Raw genomic sequence first — 18,587 nt, 5'->3', positions numbered from 1 at the left:
GATGGTTCGGCTTCAGAGCCAACCGTGAACCGCCGTGGTACGGAACCGTATGCCCGGTGGTGTGAGAGGACGGGGGAGGCAACTCCCCCTCCTACTCGATTTACAGATTCCCGGAAATCTGCCGATAAATTGATCAGGGAGTCAATAGTGGCATCCAGAATCCACTAAAGTAGCAGTTATTAACCTGAATCATTTCTTTACTCTCAACGCTGGCCTTAAATAACAAAATGTTTGCGTACGCAATGATAAAGAAGAGGGCACCATGGGCTTACTCGATCGCGCTGCAATTATTTGGGGGGTGGGCATTGCTGTTGCGCTCGGCATTGCCTGTCTGTGGGTGGCACCGTTGTTAGGGCTGGATGCGGCCTCGATGTTGATTGGCCTGGTGCTTGGTCTGGTGGTGGCCGCCGGTTATCTGATTGTGCGGGTACTGGAGCCGATCGAGAAAGGCATTGCCGGCCTGAACGATGGCTCGCTTGCGGAAGGCCACCCCCTGAGAGCCCAATGCCAGCAGTTGCTGGAGGACGCCCGTGCCGGCAAGGCGCTGGTGGAAACCCTGTCTGACAGTGCCGACAAGAACGCCATTTCCGCCGCCGAAGTGTCCTACGCGGCGGATCAGGTGAAAAAACGCCTCGACCGGCAGGTGGAAGAAACCGCCCAGATGGCCGATTACGCCGGCAAGATAACCGAGTCTGTTCGTGAGTCGTCCGAACAGGCCACCAACGCCGCCACCATGGCGTTGCAGAACCGGGAAGTCAGCGTTGAGGGGCGCCAGGCGCTGGTTTCCGCTATTGAAAGTGTCCGGATTGTGCATCAGCAGTCGGGCGAGAATCTCAGCCTGATTCAGGCCCTGAACGAAAAGTCCACCAAGATCCAGGGCGTTACCTCTACCATCCAGGGCATTGCTGAGCAGACCAACCTGCTGGCCCTGAACGCCGCTATAGAAGCAGCGCGGGCCGGTGATCAGGGCCGGGGCTTTGCCGTGGTGGCGGATGAGGTTCGACAGCTGGCGGGGCGCACTGCACAAGCGACCAGCGAAGTGGCGGAAACCCTGGAAGAAATCCAGGGCGATACTTCCCTGATCGTTGCCCGAATTGAGGACCTGGCCCGCTCCGTGGAGCAGGGGCTGACATCCGTTGAAAGTGTTGGCGCGCAGCTGGATCTGATTCGCGACCAATCCGACCGGGTGCAGCAGCAGGTTGCCCGTATTGCAGAGATTGACCAGGCCAATGAGCAGAGTCTGGAACAGGTGTTCTCTGTCATTGAATCGGTGCGAGATCATATTGCTGAAAGTGACAGTAGTGTGGCTTCTCTGGCGGGCCAGGCGGCCACCCTGATGGAACTGGCGGAAAACGCCAATGCCGCGTTCGCGTTGAACAGTAGTCAAAGTTACCACCGATCGTTCTTTGATCAGGCGCGTGCGGGAGCCGCCCAGATCGGTGAGCTTTTTGAGCAGGCCATTCAGCAGGGCAAACTGAGCGAATCGGCCCTATTCGAGAAGAAGCGAGAGCCGATCCCGAACACCAACCCCCAGCAATACAGCAGCGCCTTCGACCGTTTCACTGACCAGGTGCTGCCAGCGGTGCAGGAGAGCATCAAGAATTCCCACGATGCCATCGTCTTCTCCATTGCCTGCGCCCCGGATGGCTACGTGCCAACCCACAATCGGGATTTTGCCCACCCGCCCACCGGTAACCCCGAAGTGGATCTGGTGAAAAGCCGGAGCAAGCGACTGTTCAATGATCGCACCGGTATTCGTTGCGGCAGTCACACTCAGGACATGCTGTTGCAAACCTACCGGCGCGATACCGGTGAGATCATGCATGACCTGTCGGTGCCCATCTATGTCAACGGCAAGCACTGGGGTGGTTTCCGGATAGGTTACCGGCCTTCCGGGCACTGAGGTTCGCTGCTATGCTGCGGGTTTGGTTGAAAGGAGTTGCCCGTGGCTGAGCCTGAGTTTATTCCCGCTGAATCGGATCAGAACAAACCGCAGGGTACGGATGCGGCCCGCAACCTGGCGATCATTGTCTATATTCTGCAGGGACTGGCATTCTTTCTTGGCGGGATCACTGCGCTGGTCGGGGTGATCATCAACTACGTCAAGATGGATGAGGTGCGTGGCACCTGGATTGAGCCCCATTTTCGCTGGCAGATCCGCACCTTCTGGATTGGCCTGCTGTGGCTGGTGATCGGCACCATTACTCTGATGGTTATTATTGGCTGGTTTATCCTTCTGGGGATGGCCATCTGGGTGATCTATCGCATTGTTAAAGGCGCCCTGGCGCTGAACGACGGCAAGGCACCCGAGTAACGGGACGCTCAGTCTTCGGTGACCTCTTTCAGGCGCAGGGCGCTGACCATTCCGGTAAAGCCCATCAGCCCCAGCACGATAATCACCGCGATGTCTGAAATCAGCGACAGCGCGGCGGTAAGCCCCCCGGTTACCAGCAGCAGAACCCCGATCACCGTATTGCTGACGGCGGTATAATCTGTGCGTTTGTTGCCTCCGGCCATATCCACCAGGTAGGTTTTACGCCCCAGGCGCACACCGGCATGGGCGATGCTCAGAACAAAGAATGCGGCGGGGTAGAACCAGGCACCACCGACACCCGGCCCGAAGATCAAGGCACTGAAGCCCACCAACAGGCAGACGGCGCTGGCCATGGCTGCGCCCCGTATGATGACCCGCCGGCTTGAGGTATCCGCCGCCCAGCCCCAGAAACTGGCACTGACCGAGCTGGCCAGGCTACTGGCCAACAGAAACACCCCAAGCATCCAGCCGACATCCGATTGCTTCTGCGCCAGCACCACAAAATAGGGCGACGCCAGGGCAGAGCAAAGCAGCAGCGCCCGAGTAACCACAAAGTGCCGGAACGGCGCGTCGTCTTTCAACAGCGACAGGCTCTGGATGGCTTCGGTCATGGCGTTACTGCCACCGCCGGTTTCACCGGGGAATTCTTCGACACTGGCGAACAGAACACCGGCGATGATCCACAGCGCGGCTGCGAGCAGCAGAAGCAGGCTGTAGAACCCGAGGGTTGGATCGCCACGATCCCAGAACAGCAGAGCGGTCATGGCGACCGTCAGGGAGCCGCCAATGGTGGTGGCAAGGCCAGACAACCGGCCCCGACGGGTTTTCGGGATGCACTTGCCCTGAACGTCTTTCATGGCCACCGAGCAAAAGCCCCGGGCCAGGGAAAACACCACTAACCCTGCAATGATGCCCAGGCCGGCAGCATAACCTTCCAGAAACCAGACGCTGGCGGCCATACCAACCACGCTGACTGACTGCCCGAAGCTACCCAGTGTCCAGAACCACTTCCGCACCGCCTTGCGCCGAACCCAGGCGGCAATCACCATTTGAGGCACCATGGAACCGGATTCCCGTATCGGCACCAGCCAGGCCACCAGGGCAGGGGCGCCGACGGCGCTCATCATCCACGCCAGAACGGTTTTCGGGCTGATCAGAAGGTCGCCGAGCTTGGTCAAAACATTGGCCGCAAGAATCAGAAAGAAATTCCTGGGTACCTCCCGGCAAGCTTCTTCGGGAATGTCTTTGCAGACCCTGGCGTCTTCTTCGTTAGCGATGAGGGCATACAGCTGGTCAACGGGGGCGTTACTCTGGCCAGGCAAGGTTGTTCTCCTTATTTCACAAGAGCGCAAGCATAGCAGGTTGCCGGGTGCCTGATCACCGGCTTGGAGGGTGCAAGTGCCACGCTGCGGGCTTCCAGCAGGGTTGCCTGGGCCCGGCAGGTGATGCTTAATGGGCGCCTGAGATCAGGAGCCCGATATGCTGAGTTACCTTCACGCCTTTCACGCTGGCAACTTTGCCGATGTGCAAAAACACGCTGCCCTCACGCTGGCGCTGGCCATGATGCAGGCGAAAAAGACCCCGATTGCCTGTTTTGATACCCACGCCGGCAGTGCGATGTACGATCTGGCCAGCGACCGGGCCAGGAAAACGGCGGAGGCCGACAGCGGTATCCAGCGATTGTGGGCCATGCGCCAGAGGCTGGCGTCAACGGACTGGCGCCCGATGCTGGAGGTGTTGGCACGTCATAATGGTGCTGGTGAAACCCTGGCCCATTATCCCGGTTCTCCCGCCTGGTTTGCGGAATTTGCCCGCCCTGGTGATTCCGTGACGGCCTTTGAACTGCACCCGTCCGAGGGGCGAGCCCTGGAAATCTGGGCCCGTGATGCCGGTATCCGGGTGCTGCAGCAGGATGGACTGGCAGGGCTGGTCCGACAGTTGCCTCCGCCCCAGCCAAGACTGCTGACCCTGATAGATCCCTCCTATGAGATCAAAGACGATTACCAGCAGGTTTCTGATACTTTGCACAAGGCATGGAAAAAATGCCGTCACGGGGTCTATCTTATCTGGTATCCCATCCTGACCAGCGGATTGGAGCAGCGCCTGATCAGCGAGCTGGAAAAAGGCGACGTGCGCAAGATCCTGCGCCATGAGGTGCGGCTGGATCAACCGCCGGAGCGCGGCATGGTCGGTTCAGGTTTGTTGGTGGTGAATCCGCCCTGGGGCTTTGAACAACGCTTCGTGGCTATGATGGATGATGTGCAGGGCGACGCAGGGCTTGGCTTATCTCAGTCCCTGAGCTGGCTGGTTCCGGAATAATCTGGCGGGAGTATCGCATTGGCGAATGACGTTGTTGAAGACCATCCTTATCTGCCTGGCGGACTAATTACGCTGGACCAATGGAAAACCCCTGAGACCTCGGTTCAGAAAACCATCCGCGGCGCCTTTCGGGACATTCTTGACCAGTTGAGAGCCGGTATCAGTCCGGAGGAGCAGGCATTCCAGAGCCTGGATGATCTGCCGATGCTGTCTGGGGATCGGCTGAAGGAATTTGCACCGGAACCGGATGCCGCATTGCTGGCGCAGGTATTGGTGGACCAGTTCGATCAGCTACATCGTGACGGAGCCAGCCATCGCGAGGTGAACTTTGTGGTGGCGCCTCCGTTTTCCGGGGTGAAGGAAGCCCTGCGCTGCCTGTCCCGGAGAGTGCTGACACCCCCGGATAACCTGTTGATGACAGCGCAGGACGCTGGCGCCTGGTGGGACGAACAACTGTCCGGCGGCGACTGGGTGATTCCGGAACTGGCGGATTTTTGGCTCAGGCACCCAGCCGGGCTGAACCTGCTCCGGGAACTCTTTGCCCGCATTGCGCTGGATCAGGCCGGCAACGGGATGGTTGGCTGTTCCAGCTGGTGCTGGCAGTTCTGGCGCCAGTATTCACCGGAGCTCAGCCTGGCACCTTACACCCTGGCGCCGCTGACTGGTGAGCAATTGACCCGGTGGCTGGATTACCTGGCGTCCGGCAAGGGAGAGCAGCAGGTTACTGCCAGAATGACCCGCGATGGGTTGTATGTTCTGCCGGCACCCGGGCAGGACTTTGACCTGAAATACAGCAGCTTTAACCAGGACCTGGCAACCCTTGCTCGGGGCAACCGGGGTGTGGCGCTCGCCATCTGGCAACGTACCTTGCGGGCCCGGCCCGAGAGAGACGATGAAGACTCGGGCAAGGAAGTTGTCCGGCTGGCCGGGCGTCGGTGCTGGGTTGCCCCGCTGGATCAGATCAGCCTGCCCTCGGTGCCTGCGAGTGCCGGGCGACAGCCGAGCCACATTCTGCATGCCTTGCTGTTGCACGACGGCCTTGATACCGAGCAGGTGGCATTGGTGACCGGGCTACAGAAACAGGATATTGCCTTGACTCTGGACCGGCTAATCCGGTCCGAGCTGGTTGGCCGAGCACCTGAATCGGATGTGTATCGGGTCACCCCACTGGGGTACTCCGCCGTTCGCAAGAACCTTCAGGCCCGGGGCTATCCCGTGGATGGTTTCTAGGAGATCTCGATGGGCGATTTCGGTTTCAAGGAGACATTTGCTTCGATCACTACTGACGCGTTGCTGAATGCATTGATGGTGGTGATACTGGCATCGTTAGTGATCATGCTGGTGCAGAAGCTGCTCCCGGCCCTCGCCGGCAAGCTCGGGGGCAAACTCAGGCTTTACCTGCTGGCGTCAGTACCGCTGCTGCGGTTACTGATTATTGTGCTGGCCATCGTGACGGTAGTGCCCATCCTGGTGGAGCCGTCTTTTGAGAACATGGTGGCAATTTTCGGGGCCCTGGGCCTGGCGCTGGGGTTTGCCTTCAAGGATTACGCCAACAGTCTGATCGCGGGCATTGTGACCCTCTATGAGATGCCTTATCGCCCGGGGGACTGGATTGAGGTGAACGGTCGTTACGGTGAGGTGAGGTCTATCGGTACGCGGGCAGCGGAGATTGTCACCCTGGATGATACCGTGATCGTGATTCCCCACAGCCTGCTGTGGAATACTTTGCTGGCGAACGGCAATGACGGCACCGACAACCTGATGTGCGTGGCAGAGCTGCACCTGGAGCCGAACCACAACGTGGCGCGAATGCAGCACCTGTTTCGGGACGTGGTATTTACCTGCCCGTTGACCAAAACCTATCAGCCGGTGATCGTGACCGTTTCCGCCACCGACGATGCGATGCGCTATCGCCTCAAAGCATATCCACTGGAGCCCAGGGAGCAAAGCCGGTTTATCTCGGATCTGACTGCAAGAGCGGCCGATGTCTGTGCCCGGGAAGGCGTTCGGATGGTATCAAAACGGGTGACAGGCGCAGACTAGAGCTCCATGGAGCGCTAGGGCTGTGTCCATTCATCCACAAATTTCAGCAGGGCCATGCCGGTTTCGCCGGTCTGTTCGAGGTATTTGTCCCGTACCGGCAGGCTGGCCTGACGGAATCGTTCCCGCTCCTCGTCATCCAGCAGAACTACCTGTATACCACCGGCTTCCACCATACTTTCCAGGCGCTGCTGGTTGAGCGTTTCCTGGCTTTCCCAGGCGAACCCCGCCAGATCCCGCACCGCATCGTTCAGCCAGGTGCGTTCCCGGTCGGGCAGGTCGTTGTACCATTGCTGGTTCGAGACGATAGAGGCGACAAAATAAGAAGCCCGGGCCATGGTGAGGGTGGTCTGCACCTCGTGGAAGTCCATTTCCTCAATGGCAAACACCGGGTTGGTCTGGCCGTCGATCTTGCGTAGCTGAAGGTCACTGTAGACTTGGGAATAGGGCGTCTGAACCGGCTCCGCCCCGTACGCACGGTAAGCCTCGGCAGCCATGTTTGACGTCATCGTACGGATGCGCAGGCCCTGGAAGTCGTCTGGCGAGCGCAGGGGCTGATTGGCGGTCCAGGTCATCCAGCCTTCCGGAATAAAGCCCAGGAGGTGCAAGCCGGTTTGCTGGTAGGGTTGCTGAAACTGTGAAATCAGCTCCGGATCTTCCAACAACTGGCGTGCGGCTTCCGGTTGCTCGGGCATAAGAAAGTGCAGGTTGAAAATGCCAGATTCCGGAACCGTGTCGGCCAGGTGGCCGGGTGAGGCAAAGGCCAGGTTCACTGAGCCATTGCGGGCCAGTTCCGTGAGCTGGGTGGATGTACCCAGAGACCCGTAAGGAAAGACGTCTACTTCGATAAGGCCGTCAGAAATATCCTCAATGTGGGAGCGGAATGCCTCTGCATACTGATGTTGTACGCTGCCTTCAATCTCTTCGAGGGCAAAGCGCCAGGTGATCGGGTATTTCTCCGAGATGGGTTGCAGGCTGCCCTGATCACCGGGCGCCGGGTCGTCGGAACATCCGGAGAGCATCAGGGAGCAGGCTGCCAGTGCAAGCCAGGGGCGGATGGGTGTTTTGATCATAACGGTCGGACTCCGGCCCGGAAAAATGAAAAGCAGTTCGTTATTCCTCACAGAAAGGTATCACAAGATGAAGCCACTGGCAGATCCGGATAGGCCGTAATATAACCGGGGCACACAATAAAAAGCCCCGCTTGAAGCGGGGCTGAAGGACGAACCGAGTTGCAGGGTTCGCTTACATCATGGAGTCAACGCGATTACGTACTTCCGGGTCGCTGCTGTAGGCCGTTGCAATGGCGTTGTAAGTCGGGATGTCCATACCGACTTCCTCGATCACACCCACCATCTTGTCGTTGGCTTCCATTTGCAGTTCCTGGGCTTCTTGCTGGGAATCCGCAGCTTCAATCTTTGCGATGTAGTCCTCACGAACTTCCATCACACCAGATTGTGCTTCCACGAACTGCTGCAGATCGGAATCGCTGTAGTTAGCGTCCTGAGCATTTTGAGCCGCTGGGTCTGCGTATTCAGCGCCTTGCTGAGCATCTTGCTGGGCAATGGCAGGTGCAGCCGCGAGCATGGCCATGGAAGCGGTAATGGAAATCAGCAGTTTATTCATAAACAAGCTCCTTGAGGTTTGGCGGGCATCCGGGATGTTCCGCCGATTTGTGAAACACGCCAAAGACATAACAAGTGCTGTGCCAACTTCCAAAAATAAGTATAAAATCAATAAAAACAGTAGTTTGTGATTGTATTAGCATTACGTTCGGGTAATTCTGGTTGTGGCGAAATGCCACATGTGGCACAAATGCTGTGACACTTCTACATAGGAATCGCTCATGGCTTCCCTTGGCCGCCGTATTGGTGACCTGTTTCGCTCGCTGCAGTTGACGCTGGTTCTGAGCATCGTGGTTCCGCTGCTGATGTTCAGTGGTATTGCGATATACATCGGCCTGGGCGCGGTCGAAAAAGCATTGAATGAGCGCCTTCGCGAAGACCTTGAGCTGGTTGCCAGGGCGGTCAGCGGCCCGCTGTCCAATGCCCTTGTGGAGAAAGACGAACTGGTGCTTGGGGAATCCCTTAAATCCATCTTCCAGATTGGCCGCATTTCCGGGGCGTCCGTGTTTGATGAAGAAGGTAACCGGGTGGCGAGCCTTGGGGTGGCGGATTCTGACGTCACCAACAGCGTGAGTGCCGAGCGGGTCATCGCCAGTGGCGAGCTGGGCGGTGCTTTCCGGCGGGTTGATGGCGAATCGGTGTTTTCGCAGTTTACGCCACTGGTCGGCGAAGACGGCCGTATTCAGGGCCTGCTACAGGTGACGCGACAGCGCAGTGACTTCCACGACCTGGTGGCCTCCAGCCGCTGGTGGGCGGTGGGGATCTGGTCTGTACTGGCTATGACCATCATCCTGGTGGTGGTGCTGGGGCATTACCGTACTGTGGGGCGCCACGTGAATGGATTGATGGAGAACATGGATAAACTGGCGCCTGGCCGTTGGCTTCTGGCGACCCCTGCGGCCGGCCCTCGGGAGTTGCGACAGATTCATCGGGGTATTCGGGATATGGGCCGGCGCATGGGCGATGCCGAGGCCGAGATCGAAGACCGGATTGCCCGGGAAAGAGCGCTGGCCGAACAACTGGAGTACCAGGAGAAGGTGGCCATGATCGGCCGCGTCGCCGGCGGGGTTGCCCATGAGTTGGGGGCGCCGCTGAATGTGATTCAGGGCCGTGCCCGGATACTCGCCAGGGCGGGGCTGCCGGACGATCAACAGCGGCACCTTAAGGATATTGAGCACCAGGTGCAGCGGATGACCACCATCATTCAGCAATTACTGGACTGTTTCCGGCACGTGCCAGACTCCAGGCGACCACTGGACCTGTCTGATGTTCTGCGAGACGTTCTGGCCCGCGCATCCGAAGACGAACGGTGCAGTCGTTGTCAGCTTGAGACCCAAGGCATTGATCAGTCCATGCCCACCCGGGCTGAGCCGCTACGGGTTGGCCTCGCCTGCCTGAATGTTATCCGTAATGGCTGCCAGTCTGCCCGCAGCCGGCTAAGGGTAACGGCCCATCAGTCCGATGATTGCTGGGAAATCCGGATAGAGGATGACGGGCCGGGTATTGCGCCTGAGGATAGGGACAAGATCTTCGAGCCCTTCTACAGTACCCGCCCTGCTGGCGAGGGCACCGGCCTGGGGCTGGCCGTTGTGAACAGCGTCATAAAGGAACATGGAGGTCGTGTGGGTGTGGAGGAGAGTAGCCTGGGCGGGTGTCGAATGAGTCTGTATTTTCCCAGGGAGACCGGCGTATGAGTGATTCGGTAGCAACCATATTACTGGTTGAGGATGACCAGAGCCTGGGCCAGTTGCTGGCCGAAGAGCTGGAGATGGACGGTTACACCATGCTCCGGGCCGGGACCGTTGATGAGGCCCGGCAGCAGCTGCGGGAACAACGGCCAAGCCTGATCGTCTCGGACCTGCGACTGCCGGATGGCGACGGCCTGCAGGTGCTGTCGTTTCAGCAGGCAGAGCATCCGGGCATTCCCTTTATCGTGATTACCGCCTTTGGCACGGTCGATCAGGCGGTGGATGCACTGAAAGCCGGTGCCGATGATTTTCTGACCAAGCCCCTTTCGACGGACCACCTGAGGCTCAAGATAAAGCGGCTGTTGGCCCAGGCGGACATCAACCGGCAGTTGGCGGAGATTCAGGCCAGTCAGAATGGTGGAAATAACCTGGGCCTGGTGGGCGACAGTCCGGCCATGGCGCGCTTGCGCACCGAAATCCGGCAGGTGGCCCGTAGCCAGGCGGCGGTTCTGATCAACGGTGAAAGCGGGACCGGCAAGGAGCTGGTGGCCCGGGCAGTGCACCAGCAGAGTGATCGGGCCGGGCAGGCGTTCCTGGCCGTAAACTGTGCGGGCATTCCGCCGGACCTGATGGAAAGTGAATTCTTTGGCCATGAAGCCGGCGCCTTTACCGGCGCCAGACAGGGGCGCAAGGGGCTGTTTGCGGAAGCCAGTGGTGGCACCTTGTTGCTGGACGAGATTGGTGAGATGCCCCTGGCTCTGCAGGCCAAGCTGCTACGGGTGCTTCAGGAAGGCTCCATCAAGCCGGTCGGCTCTGATCATGAGGAAACCGTGGATGTGCGGATTCTCGCCGCCACCCACGTTGATCTTATGAAGGCGGTGGAGCAGGGGGAGTTCCGGGAGGATCTGTACTATCGCCTGGAAACCCTGTCTCTCGGTATTCCGCCACTTCGGGAACGGGGTGAGGATGTTGAATTGCTGGCCATGCATTTCCTCAAGGAAGCCTGCCGCCGCCACAACCGGGGGTTTATCAAACTCAGTGATGTGACCCTTCGAGTGCTTCGGGACTATCCGTTCCCTGGTAACGTTCGGGAGTTGTCCAGTGCCGTTGAGCGGGCGGTTACCTTCTGCGAGGGCGATACCATTCAACCGGAGCATTTGCCGGAGCGCATCCGAAAGCGTCAGGGGGTCTCTCCCCAGCCTTTGGCGGCACCGGGTTCGGTCAATCTGTCAGAGTGGCCAACGCTGGAGGCCTTACAGCAGGACTATGTGCGCCGGGTGATGGCGGCGGTGGATGGTAACAAGCGTCGGGCAGCCCAGATTCTGGGTATCAACCGGCGGACGCTTTACCGCTGGCTGGAAACCGAAACAGGACCGGCAAATGACTAATCAGAAGCAGGCCATGCTCTATGGCCTGGCAACCGTGTTGCTGTGGTCCACTGTGGCAACCGCCTTCAAACTGGCCCTGGCCGAGCTGGCTCCGGTGCAGATGTTGCTGGTGGCTTGCGCCGCTTCAGTATTGGTCATGGGTGGAATCCTGATGGCCCAGGGCCGTTGGCATCTGGTATTTGAACTTTCCCGGCGGCAGTACCTGCAGTCTGTCGGGATGGGTCTGATCAACCCGTGCCTGTACTATTTCTTCCTGTTCGGCGCCTTTGACCGCCTGCCGGCGCAGGAAGCGCAGCCTCTCAACTATACCTGGGCGTTGGTGCTTGCTTATCTTTCGGTGCCTTTTCTGGGCCAGAAACTGCGCCGCATCGACATCCTGGCTGGTCTGGTTTGCTATGCCGGCGTGGTGGTCATTGCTACCCGGGGCGCGGTCACCAGCCTCAGCTTTTCAGATCCGCTGGGCGTCGCCTTCGCGTTGGGTAGCACCCTGGTGTGGGCCAGCTACTGGATTATTGCCACCCGCGACACCCGTGACCCTGTGGTTGGCCTGTTCCTGAATTTCCTGTTTGGCTTGCCGTTCATAACCCTGGCGTGCTGGTACACGGTGGGGCTCGAACTGCCGCTGGGCCGATCCCTGACCGCGGCGGTCTATGTGGGTGTGTTCGAGATGGGAATCGCCTTTGTGCTCTGGTCCCAGGCTATGAAAAAGGCTGAGAACACGGCGAAGGTCAGCAACCTGATCTTCATCTCACCGTTTCTGTCATTGGTGTTTATCTACTTCATTCTCGGCGAAACCATCATGCCGTCTACCTACGTTGGGCTGACGCTGATCATGGCCGGGTTGTGGTTGCAGCAGCAGAAGGTTCGGGTTCGGCAGCGGGGGCTCGACCATGGGTGAGGGCTGGTACCTCTACCTAGTTCGCACCAGAACCGGCAGCCTGTATACCGGCATTACCACAGACGTGGAACGCCGCTTCTCAGAGCATCAGGCCGGGGCCCCTAAGGGGGCCCGCAGCCTGCGAGGCAAAGGGCCTTTGACCCTGGCATTCCAGGCATCGGTCGGAAACCGTAGCCGGGCCTCGCAACTGGAATGGCAGGTCAAACGCTGGTCCAAAGCCCGTAAAGAAGCGCTTATCAGAGGTGCTCTCAGCTTGCCAGATGGGTCCTGACATGGTCGGCGGCAACCTGCACGGCCTCGGTGGCGCGGTCCAGTTGGCCGCAATGGACCTGAAACACGTGCCACAGGTTATTGTAGATCTCCAGCCGGGTTGCTACGCCATCTCGCTTGGCGATATCTGCCAGCCGGGTAGCATCGTTCAGTAGAATTTCCTCGCTGCCAACCTGGATCAGTAACGGCGGCAAGTTATCCAACTGGCCATACACCGGCGATATCAGTGGCGTGGTCAGCGGTGTGTCGCCGGCGTACATTCGGGCGGCGTTGGCGGTCCAGCTTTCCTGCAACACCGGCTCGCGCTCCGGCTGATAGAGCGCGCCCTGGCTGAGATCAACCCAGGGCGAGAAACAGGTGATTGAGGAGGGCAGCGGGTGTTTGTGGTCACGCAGCTTCATCGCCAGAGCGATGGATAATCCGCCGCCGGCGGAATCACCGGCCAAGGCAAGGCTATTGGCCGACAGGCCCTGGCTGATCAGCGCCAGGTAAACGGATTCGGCATCGTCCAGAGCTGCCGGGAACGGATGTTCCGGAGCCAGGTGGTAATCGGGGGTAATCACTTCGCACCCGGACAGCTTGGCCAGGTGCCCGGTGATACCCCGATGGGTGCTTGCAGAGCCAATAATGTAGCCGCCGCCGTGGAGGTAGAGGATCGTTCCGGATGGCGTTGCTGTTGCCGTGGTTCGTAACACGGGAACGTCGCCCAGGTCGTCTCGGACAAATCGGGCGCCGCGCGGAGGCACAGACGACCGATAGGCCTGGCGAATCAACTGGCGTTGCAGTTTCAGGGGTACAGCATTCGAGAGCATCGGGCGGACCAAGCGCTGCATTGTCTGGCGCAGCCCGGCTTCAAGAAGCGGCTGGAACATCTGTGTTCTCCCTCGTGAATGCGTTAGGATGTCGAACAATTCTCGATTCATGACAGGCGTTTAACTCTACGTGTACTGGAAAACAGATACCATAGAAATTCCGAACTGGGACAGACATTCTTTGCTGGATCGTCTGGAACCCTTTGATCCGGCCATCAACCGTGAACTCAGTGTCGAGATGGAGGCCTACTGCCGTTTTTATGGCCTGGACTTATGGGTAGAGCACCCGGAGGTTACTTACCATCAGGGTTACATCAAGGCTGAACGGCATGAGGTGATGGTTCATTACTTCCGGCTGCCGGAGTCGTCTGCCCCCAAAGGCACGGTGTTCATTCTGCATGGTTACTTTGATCATGTGGGGCTGTACACGCAGCTGATTGACCGCTGCCTTGGGGCCGGTTTTGATGTCTTGGCCTACGATCAGCCCGGGCACGGGTTGTCCAGCGGTACGCCGGCAGCCATAGGTAGCTTTCTGGAGTACCAGGCGGTGTTGTCGGAGGTGATGGCCCATGTGCGGGATAAAATCCGCGGCCCCTGGTTTGCGGTAGGCCAGAGTACGGGTGGGGCGATTCTGATCGACTACCTGTTATCGAATCACCATAACCGGGAAACCTCGGATTTCCGCAGGGTGGTGTTGCTGGCGCCACTGGTTCGTCCCATGGGGTGGTTGGGCGCCAAGATTCTGCACAGTCTGGTCAAGCCGTTCCTGACCCGCTGGCGGAGGGTGTTCGGAGCCAACAGTGGCAACGCGCGCTTTCTGGACTTCCTGCGGGAGCATGATCCCCTCCAGGCCAGAGCCGTGCATGTGGATTGGGTGACGGCCCTGCGTAAATGGGTGCCACATATAGAATCGGCACGGCCGGTGGATTTTCCGGTGACGGTGGTCCAGGGGGAAAAGGATCTGACCGTGGACTGGCAGCACAATTTGCGGATTATCCGGAATAAATTTGCCTCAGTAAGGGAACAAAGAATCCCGGATGGGCGTCATCATCTGGTAAACGAAGCGCAGGATTTGCAGGCGACGGTGTTTAACACCATTATTGATACGTTCGCGGAATAACACATTGGTTTGCGCCACTTGGTGGCCGCCAGTCAGGAACTGAAGCAGGAGATAGCAGTGAAAAAGACCATTCTTGCCTTTGCAGTGGCAACCGTTGGCCTCAGTGGCTGTATGACTTACGACCCTTACACTGGTGAGGAGAAGACCTCCAGTGCCACCAAGGGCAGTATTATTGGTGCTATCGGTGGTGCTGCTGTGGGTGCGGCAACCTCCAGCAAAAGTGACCGCGGCAAGGGCGCGTTGATCGGTGCGGCTGGTGGGGCGGCCATCGGCGGCGGTATCGGCTACTACATGGATCGTCAGGAAGCCGAGCTGCGTCATAAGCTGGAAGGCACTGGCGTTCGGGTGGTTCGTAACGGTGACCAGATTGAATTGATCATGCCTGGCAACATCACTTTCGATACCAACCAGTCCACCATCCGCCCTGGCTTCAACGACACCCTGGAATCCGTGGCTCTGGTGCTCAAGGAATTCGACAAGACGATTATCCAGATCGAAGGCCACACCGACAGCACAGGATCTGAAAACTACAACCAGCTGTTATCAGAGCGCCGCGCGTCATCCGTTCGTGACTTCCTGCTGAATCAGGGTATTGAGCCGCGCCGGACCCGCGCTGTGGGCTATGGCCAGCGTTACCCGATCGCCTCCAACGACACCGCTTCTGGCCGTGAGCAGAACCGTCGTGTTGAGTTGACTCTGGTGCCGATGCAGTAAAGCCCGGCCGGGTTTTGCCATCGCCCAACGAAAAAGCCCCGGCTGCAAAGACCGGGGCTTTTTGTTTGCCGTGTTGGCAGGTGTGGCATCAGTTGGTGTTACTGGGCAGCCACTCATCAATGCGTTTTTTGAGTTCATCCAGCTGGTTCTCGCCAGACTCCTTCAGCTCGCCCAGCTTGGTTCGGGCCGTTTCAATCTGGTCTTCCATGGCCTGGATGCGTTCTGAGAAGTCCCTCTGAATCTTGGCCTCAGCTTCTTCGTCCTTTGCTTTGGCAATTTTCTCATTGGCCTCAGCTCTCAGACTTTCGATCTGTTTGCTCCAGTGCTCGGTCTGGGTTTCCAGTTTTCGCTGCAAAGAATCCTTCAATGACATAGCTAACTCTCCTGTCGGGCCGGGCATTTACCACGACCGTTTCAATGAGTGGTACCTACCAGCATGGCCTCGGGTGCTGGAAACTCAAGGGCGTCAGGATTAAGTTTTGTTGAAGTCACCTTGATTCGGGGTATTGTGGCCCGAAATGGCATAAAAAAACCGGAGCCAGGCCCCGGTTTTTTGCGTAAGCACTGCGCTCAGAACAGTACCCGACAACGGATAGTGCCTTTCACCTGGCGCAGTTTTTCCAGTGCCAGCTCACCGTAGGCTTTGTCGACATCAATCACCACGTAACCGATGTCCTCCTTGGTTTGCAGGTACTGGCCACACACGTTGATGCCGTTCTCGGAGAATACCTGGTTGATCTCGGACATCACGCCCGGCACGTTCTCGTGGATGTGCAGCAGGCGGTGCTGGTTCGGGTGCGACGGCAGGGCCACTTCCGGGAAGTTCACAGAGGATACGGAGGTGCCGTTGTCGCTGTACATGGCCAGCTTCTCGGCCACTTCGCGACCGATGTTTTCCTGAGCCTCGATGGTAGAACCGCCCACGTGGGGGGTCAGGATGCAGTTGTCGAACTCGCGCAGCGGAGAGATGAACTCTTCATCGTTGGACTTCGGCTCAACCGGGAACACGTCTACCGCAGCACCCAGCAGCTTGCCGGAACGGAGGGCGTCGGCCAGGGCGTCAATGTCGACCACGGTGCCCCGGGATGCGTTCATCAGGATGGAGCCAGGCTTCATCTGGGCGAACTGCTCGGCCTTGAACATGTACTTGGTGGCCGGCGTTTCCGGTACGTGCAGGGAAACCACGTCTGCGATGTTCAGCAGTTCCTGCAGGGTGCCTACCTGGGTGGCATTACCAATCGACAGCTTGGAGACCACATCGTAGAAGTACACATCCATGCCCAAGCCTTCGGCCAGAACACTGAACTGGGTACCGATATTGCCGTAGCCGATGATGCCAAGCTTCTTGCCACGGATTTCGTAGCTGTTCTTGGCGGATTTCAGCCATTCGCCCCGGTGCGCCTTGGCGCTCTTCTCAGGCACGCCGCGCAGCAGCAGGATGGCCTGGGCCAATACCAGCTCGGCGACGGAGCGAGTGTTGGAAAACGGTGCGTTGAATACCGCAACACCACGGCGGGTGGCGGCTTGCAGGTCGACCTGGTTGGTGCCAATACAGAAACAGCCCACGGCCACCAGCTTTTTGGCGGCGTCAAATACCTTCTCGGTCAACTGGGTGCGGGAGCGGATACCGACGAAGTGCGCATCGGCAATCTTCTCGATCAGCTCTTCCTCGCCCAGGGAATGGGACAGGTACTCAATGTTGGTGTAACCCGCAGCGTTCAGGGTATCAATGGCGGATTGATGCACGCCTTCCAGCAGCAGGATCCGGATTTTGCTCTTTTCGAGAGACGTATTTGACATGGGCTTGCTTCCGAACCTTTCGTCACGTGAAATGACCGCGGCCGGGGATCGTCAACCCGGCTCACAGAACAGGGGCGGTATGATACCATAAAAGGAACTTTTCACAGCGCGCCGGTTTGCCTGAATCAATTCCTTGCGAATCGCCGAACCACAGGCCCGGCCCAAACCTGACGAGACTGACGCATCCATGAATTCCGAACAGATCATTGCTTCCCTGAAAGAGCTGGTGGCCGCCGGTGACGCACCGGGAAAAGTGCTGACGGACCCGGCCGACCTGGACACCTACGGCAAGGACTGGACCAAGATTTATCCTCCCAAACCACTGGCAATTGTTCTGCCCAAGACCACTGAGCAGGTGCAGGCGCTGGTGAAGTTTGCCAATGAGCACCAGATAGCGCTGGTGCCCTCAGGCGGACGCACGGGTTTGAGTGCCGGTGCGGTGGCGGCGAACGGTGAGGTGGTCGTCGCGTTCGACAACATGAATCAGATTCTGGATTTCAACGCCAGCGACCGAATTGTGCGCTGTCAGGCTGGGGTGGTGACTGAACAGTTGCAGAATTTTGCCGAAGAAAACGGCCTGTACTACCCGGTGGATTTTGCCTCAGCGGGTTCCAGCCAGCTCGGCGGCAACCTGTCCACCAATGCCGGTGGCATCAAGGTGATCCGCTACGGCATGAGCCGCGACTGGGTGGCTGGCCTGAAAGTGGTCACCGGTAAGGGCGATATCCTGGACCTGAACAAGGACCTGGAAAAGAACAACACCGGCTACGACCTGCGCCATCTGTTTATCGGTGCCGAGGGTACCCTGGGCTTTATTACCGAAGCCACCATGAAGCTCACCCGCCAGCCAGACAACCTGACGGTGCTGGTGCTGGGGCTGGGGGACCTGACCAACACCATGGATGTGCTGCAGAAGTTCCAGAGCAAGCTGGACCTGACCGCCTACGAGTTCTTCTCCCATCAGGCCATGGGCCACGTTCTGGCTCACGGCCAGGTGCAGGCCCCGTTTGAAACTGAAGCACCTTACTATGCGCTGCTGGAGTTCGAGGCAGTCTCTGACCAGGTGATGGACGACGCCATGGCGCTGTTCGAGCACTGCGTAGAGGAAGGCTGGGTACTGGATGGCGTGATCAGCCAGAGCGAAACCCAGGCCCAGAACCTGTGGCAGCTGCGGGAGCGGATTTCCGAGTCGATTGCCCCGCGTACCCCTTACAAGAATGACATTTCCGTGGTGGTGTCAAAAGTGCCGGGTTTCCTGCAGGAAATCGAGAGTGTGGTGACCGATCACTACCCGGACTTCGAGATCATCTGGTTCGGTCATATTGGTGACGGCAATCTGCATCTGAACATTCTCAAGCCTGAAGGTATGGCTAACGAGGATTTCTTCGAGAAATGCCAGCAGGTGAACAAGTGGGTGTTTGAGATCGTCGAACGCTATCAGGGCAGTGTGTCCGCCGAACACGGTGTGGGCATGACCAAGAAGCCCTACCTGCAGTACACCCGCAGCGAGGCGGAAATTGCCTATCTGCGCGGCATCAAGCAGGTGTTCGACCCCAATGGCATCATGAACCCGGGCAAGATTTTCGATTGATCCGGGTT

General features: G+C 58.6%; 18 protein-coding genes. 12 read left to right on the top strand and 6 right to left on the bottom strand.

The genetic code is table 11. The features are described 5' to 3' along the window. Positions 1-262: 262 nt before the first annotated feature. Both J122_RS06025 and J122_RS06020 read left to right on the top strand, forming a co-directional pair. The gene (locus J122_RS06025; protein WP_061331635.1) at positions 263-1,903 is read left to right on the top strand and encodes a methyl-accepting chemotaxis protein; all 1,641 of its coding nucleotides are present in this window, start codon (positions 263-265) and stop codon (positions 1,901-1,903) included. A gap of 42 nt (positions 1,904-1,945) precedes the next feature. Beyond that, complete coding sequence (locus tag J122_RS06020; protein WP_061331634.1) at positions 1,946-2,314, top strand: DUF4870 family protein; 369 nt, start codon at positions 1,946-1,948, stop codon at positions 2,312-2,314. 8 nt (positions 2,315-2,322) lie between these two features. Here J122_RS06020 and J122_RS06015 read toward each other — a convergent pair whose 3' ends face one another. After that, positions 2,323-3,636 carry a hypothetical protein gene (locus J122_RS06015; protein ID WP_061331633.1) on the bottom strand — a complete coding sequence of 438 codons (1,314 nt, stop codon included), beginning with the start codon at positions 3,634-3,636 and terminating at the stop codon, positions 2,323-2,325. A gap of 157 nt (positions 3,637-3,793) precedes the next feature. Between J122_RS06015 and J122_RS06010 the strand changes: the two genes are divergently transcribed. Genes J122_RS06010 through J122_RS06000 form a run of 3 tightly spaced genes read left to right on the top strand, consistent with a single transcriptional unit; the run spans position 3,794 to position 6,676 of the window. After that, positions 3,794-4,633, top strand: a complete 840-nt coding sequence (locus J122_RS06010; RefSeq protein ID WP_061331632.1) for a 23S rRNA (adenine(2030)-N(6))-methyltransferase RlmJ — start codon at positions 3,794-3,796, stop codon at positions 4,631-4,633. Between the two features lie 18 nt (positions 4,634-4,651). After that, entirely contained in the window at positions 4,652-5,863 is a 1,212-nt protein-coding gene (locus J122_RS06005) for a hypothetical protein (RefSeq protein WP_061331631.1), read from the top strand. 9 nt (positions 5,864-5,872) lie between these two features. Beyond that, entirely contained in the window at positions 5,873-6,676 is an 804-nt protein-coding gene (locus J122_RS06000) for a mechanosensitive ion channel family protein (RefSeq protein WP_061331630.1), read from the top strand. Between the two features lie 14 nt (positions 6,677-6,690). On the opposite strand, the gene dctP is transcribed toward J122_RS06000, so the two are convergent. Next, positions 6,691-7,746, bottom strand: coding sequence for a TRAP transporter substrate-binding protein DctP (gene dctP / locus J122_RS05995; RefSeq protein ID WP_061331629.1), 1,056 nt, complete (start codon positions 7,744-7,746; stop codon positions 6,691-6,693). 172 nt (positions 7,747-7,918) lie between these two features. Continuing rightward, a complete protein-coding gene (locus J122_RS05990; protein ID WP_061331628.1) occupies positions 7,919-8,299 on the bottom strand; it encodes a DUF4168 domain-containing protein in 381 nt (126 codons plus the stop codon). A gap of 220 nt (positions 8,300-8,519) precedes the next feature. Between J122_RS05990 and J122_RS05985 the strand changes: the two genes are divergently transcribed. Genes J122_RS05985 through J122_RS05970 form a run of 4 tightly spaced genes read left to right on the top strand, consistent with a single transcriptional unit; the run spans position 8,520 to position 12,543 of the window. Beyond that, positions 8,520-9,992, top strand: coding sequence for an ATP-binding protein (locus J122_RS05985; protein WP_061331627.1), 1,473 nt, complete (start codon positions 8,520-8,522; stop codon positions 9,990-9,992). Beyond that, positions 9,989-11,374 (top strand): sigma-54-dependent transcriptional regulator, encoded by a 1,386-nt coding sequence (locus tag J122_RS05980; RefSeq protein ID WP_061331626.1) that lies wholly within the window; start codon positions 9,989-9,991, stop codon positions 11,372-11,374. Before J122_RS05985 ends, J122_RS05980 begins: the two co-directional genes overlap by 4 nt. Further along, on the top strand, positions 11,367-12,272 hold the full coding sequence (locus J122_RS05975) for a DMT family transporter (protein ID WP_061331625.1): 906 nt from the start codon (positions 11,367-11,369) through the stop codon (positions 12,270-12,272). The genes J122_RS05980 and J122_RS05975 overlap by 8 nt, the downstream gene beginning before the upstream one ends. Next, complete coding sequence (locus J122_RS05970; RefSeq protein WP_061331624.1) at positions 12,265-12,543, top strand: GIY-YIG nuclease family protein; 279 nt, start codon at positions 12,265-12,267, stop codon at positions 12,541-12,543. Before J122_RS05975 ends, J122_RS05970 begins: the two co-directional genes overlap by 8 nt. Here J122_RS05970 and J122_RS05965 read toward each other — a convergent pair. Further along, positions 12,521-13,414 carry an alpha/beta hydrolase gene (locus J122_RS05965; protein WP_061331623.1) on the bottom strand — a complete coding sequence of 298 codons (894 nt, stop codon included), beginning with the start codon at positions 13,412-13,414 and terminating at the stop codon, positions 12,521-12,523. The genes J122_RS05970 and J122_RS05965 overlap by 23 nt on opposite strands. Before the next feature lie 70 nt (positions 13,415-13,484). Here J122_RS05965 and J122_RS05960 point away from each other — a divergent pair, with 70 nt between their 5' ends. Together J122_RS05960 and J122_RS05955 are read left to right on the top strand one after the other, a co-directional pair. Then, positions 13,485-14,474: an alpha/beta hydrolase gene (locus tag J122_RS05960; protein ID WP_061331622.1), complete on the top strand. Its 990-nt coding sequence runs from the start codon at positions 13,485-13,487 to the stop codon at positions 14,472-14,474. Positions 14,475-14,531: 57 nt separating this feature from the next. Next, the gene (locus J122_RS05955; RefSeq protein ID WP_061331650.1) at positions 14,532-15,188 is read left to right on the top strand and encodes an OmpA family protein; all 657 of its coding nucleotides are present in this window, start codon (positions 14,532-14,534) and stop codon (positions 15,186-15,188) included. Between the two features lie 88 nt (positions 15,189-15,276). Here J122_RS05955 and J122_RS05950 read toward each other — a convergent pair whose 3' ends face one another. Both J122_RS05950 and serA read right to left on the bottom strand, forming a co-directional pair. Next, entirely contained in the window at positions 15,277-15,561 is a 285-nt protein-coding gene (locus J122_RS05950) for a hypothetical protein (RefSeq protein WP_061331621.1), read from the bottom strand. A gap of 197 nt (positions 15,562-15,758) precedes the next feature. After that, positions 15,759-16,988: a phosphoglycerate dehydrogenase gene (serA, locus tag J122_RS05945; RefSeq protein WP_061331620.1), complete on the bottom strand. Its 1,230-nt coding sequence runs from the start codon at positions 16,986-16,988 to the stop codon at positions 15,759-15,761. Between the two features lie 187 nt (positions 16,989-17,175). On the opposite strand from serA, the gene J122_RS05940 reads away from it, so the two are divergent. Continuing rightward, entirely contained in the window at positions 17,176-18,579 is a 1,404-nt protein-coding gene (locus tag J122_RS05940; RefSeq protein ID WP_061331649.1) for an FAD-binding oxidoreductase, read from the top strand. The last annotated feature ends 8 nt before the right edge of the window (positions 18,580-18,587 follow it).

The sequence above is a fragment of the Marinobacter excellens LAMA 842 genome (assembly GCF_001574445.1).
Classification (GTDB): domain Bacteria; phylum Pseudomonadota; class Gammaproteobacteria; order Pseudomonadales; family Oleiphilaceae; genus Marinobacter; species Marinobacter shengliensis.
This window is presented reverse-complemented; position numbering and strand designations above follow the sequence as displayed.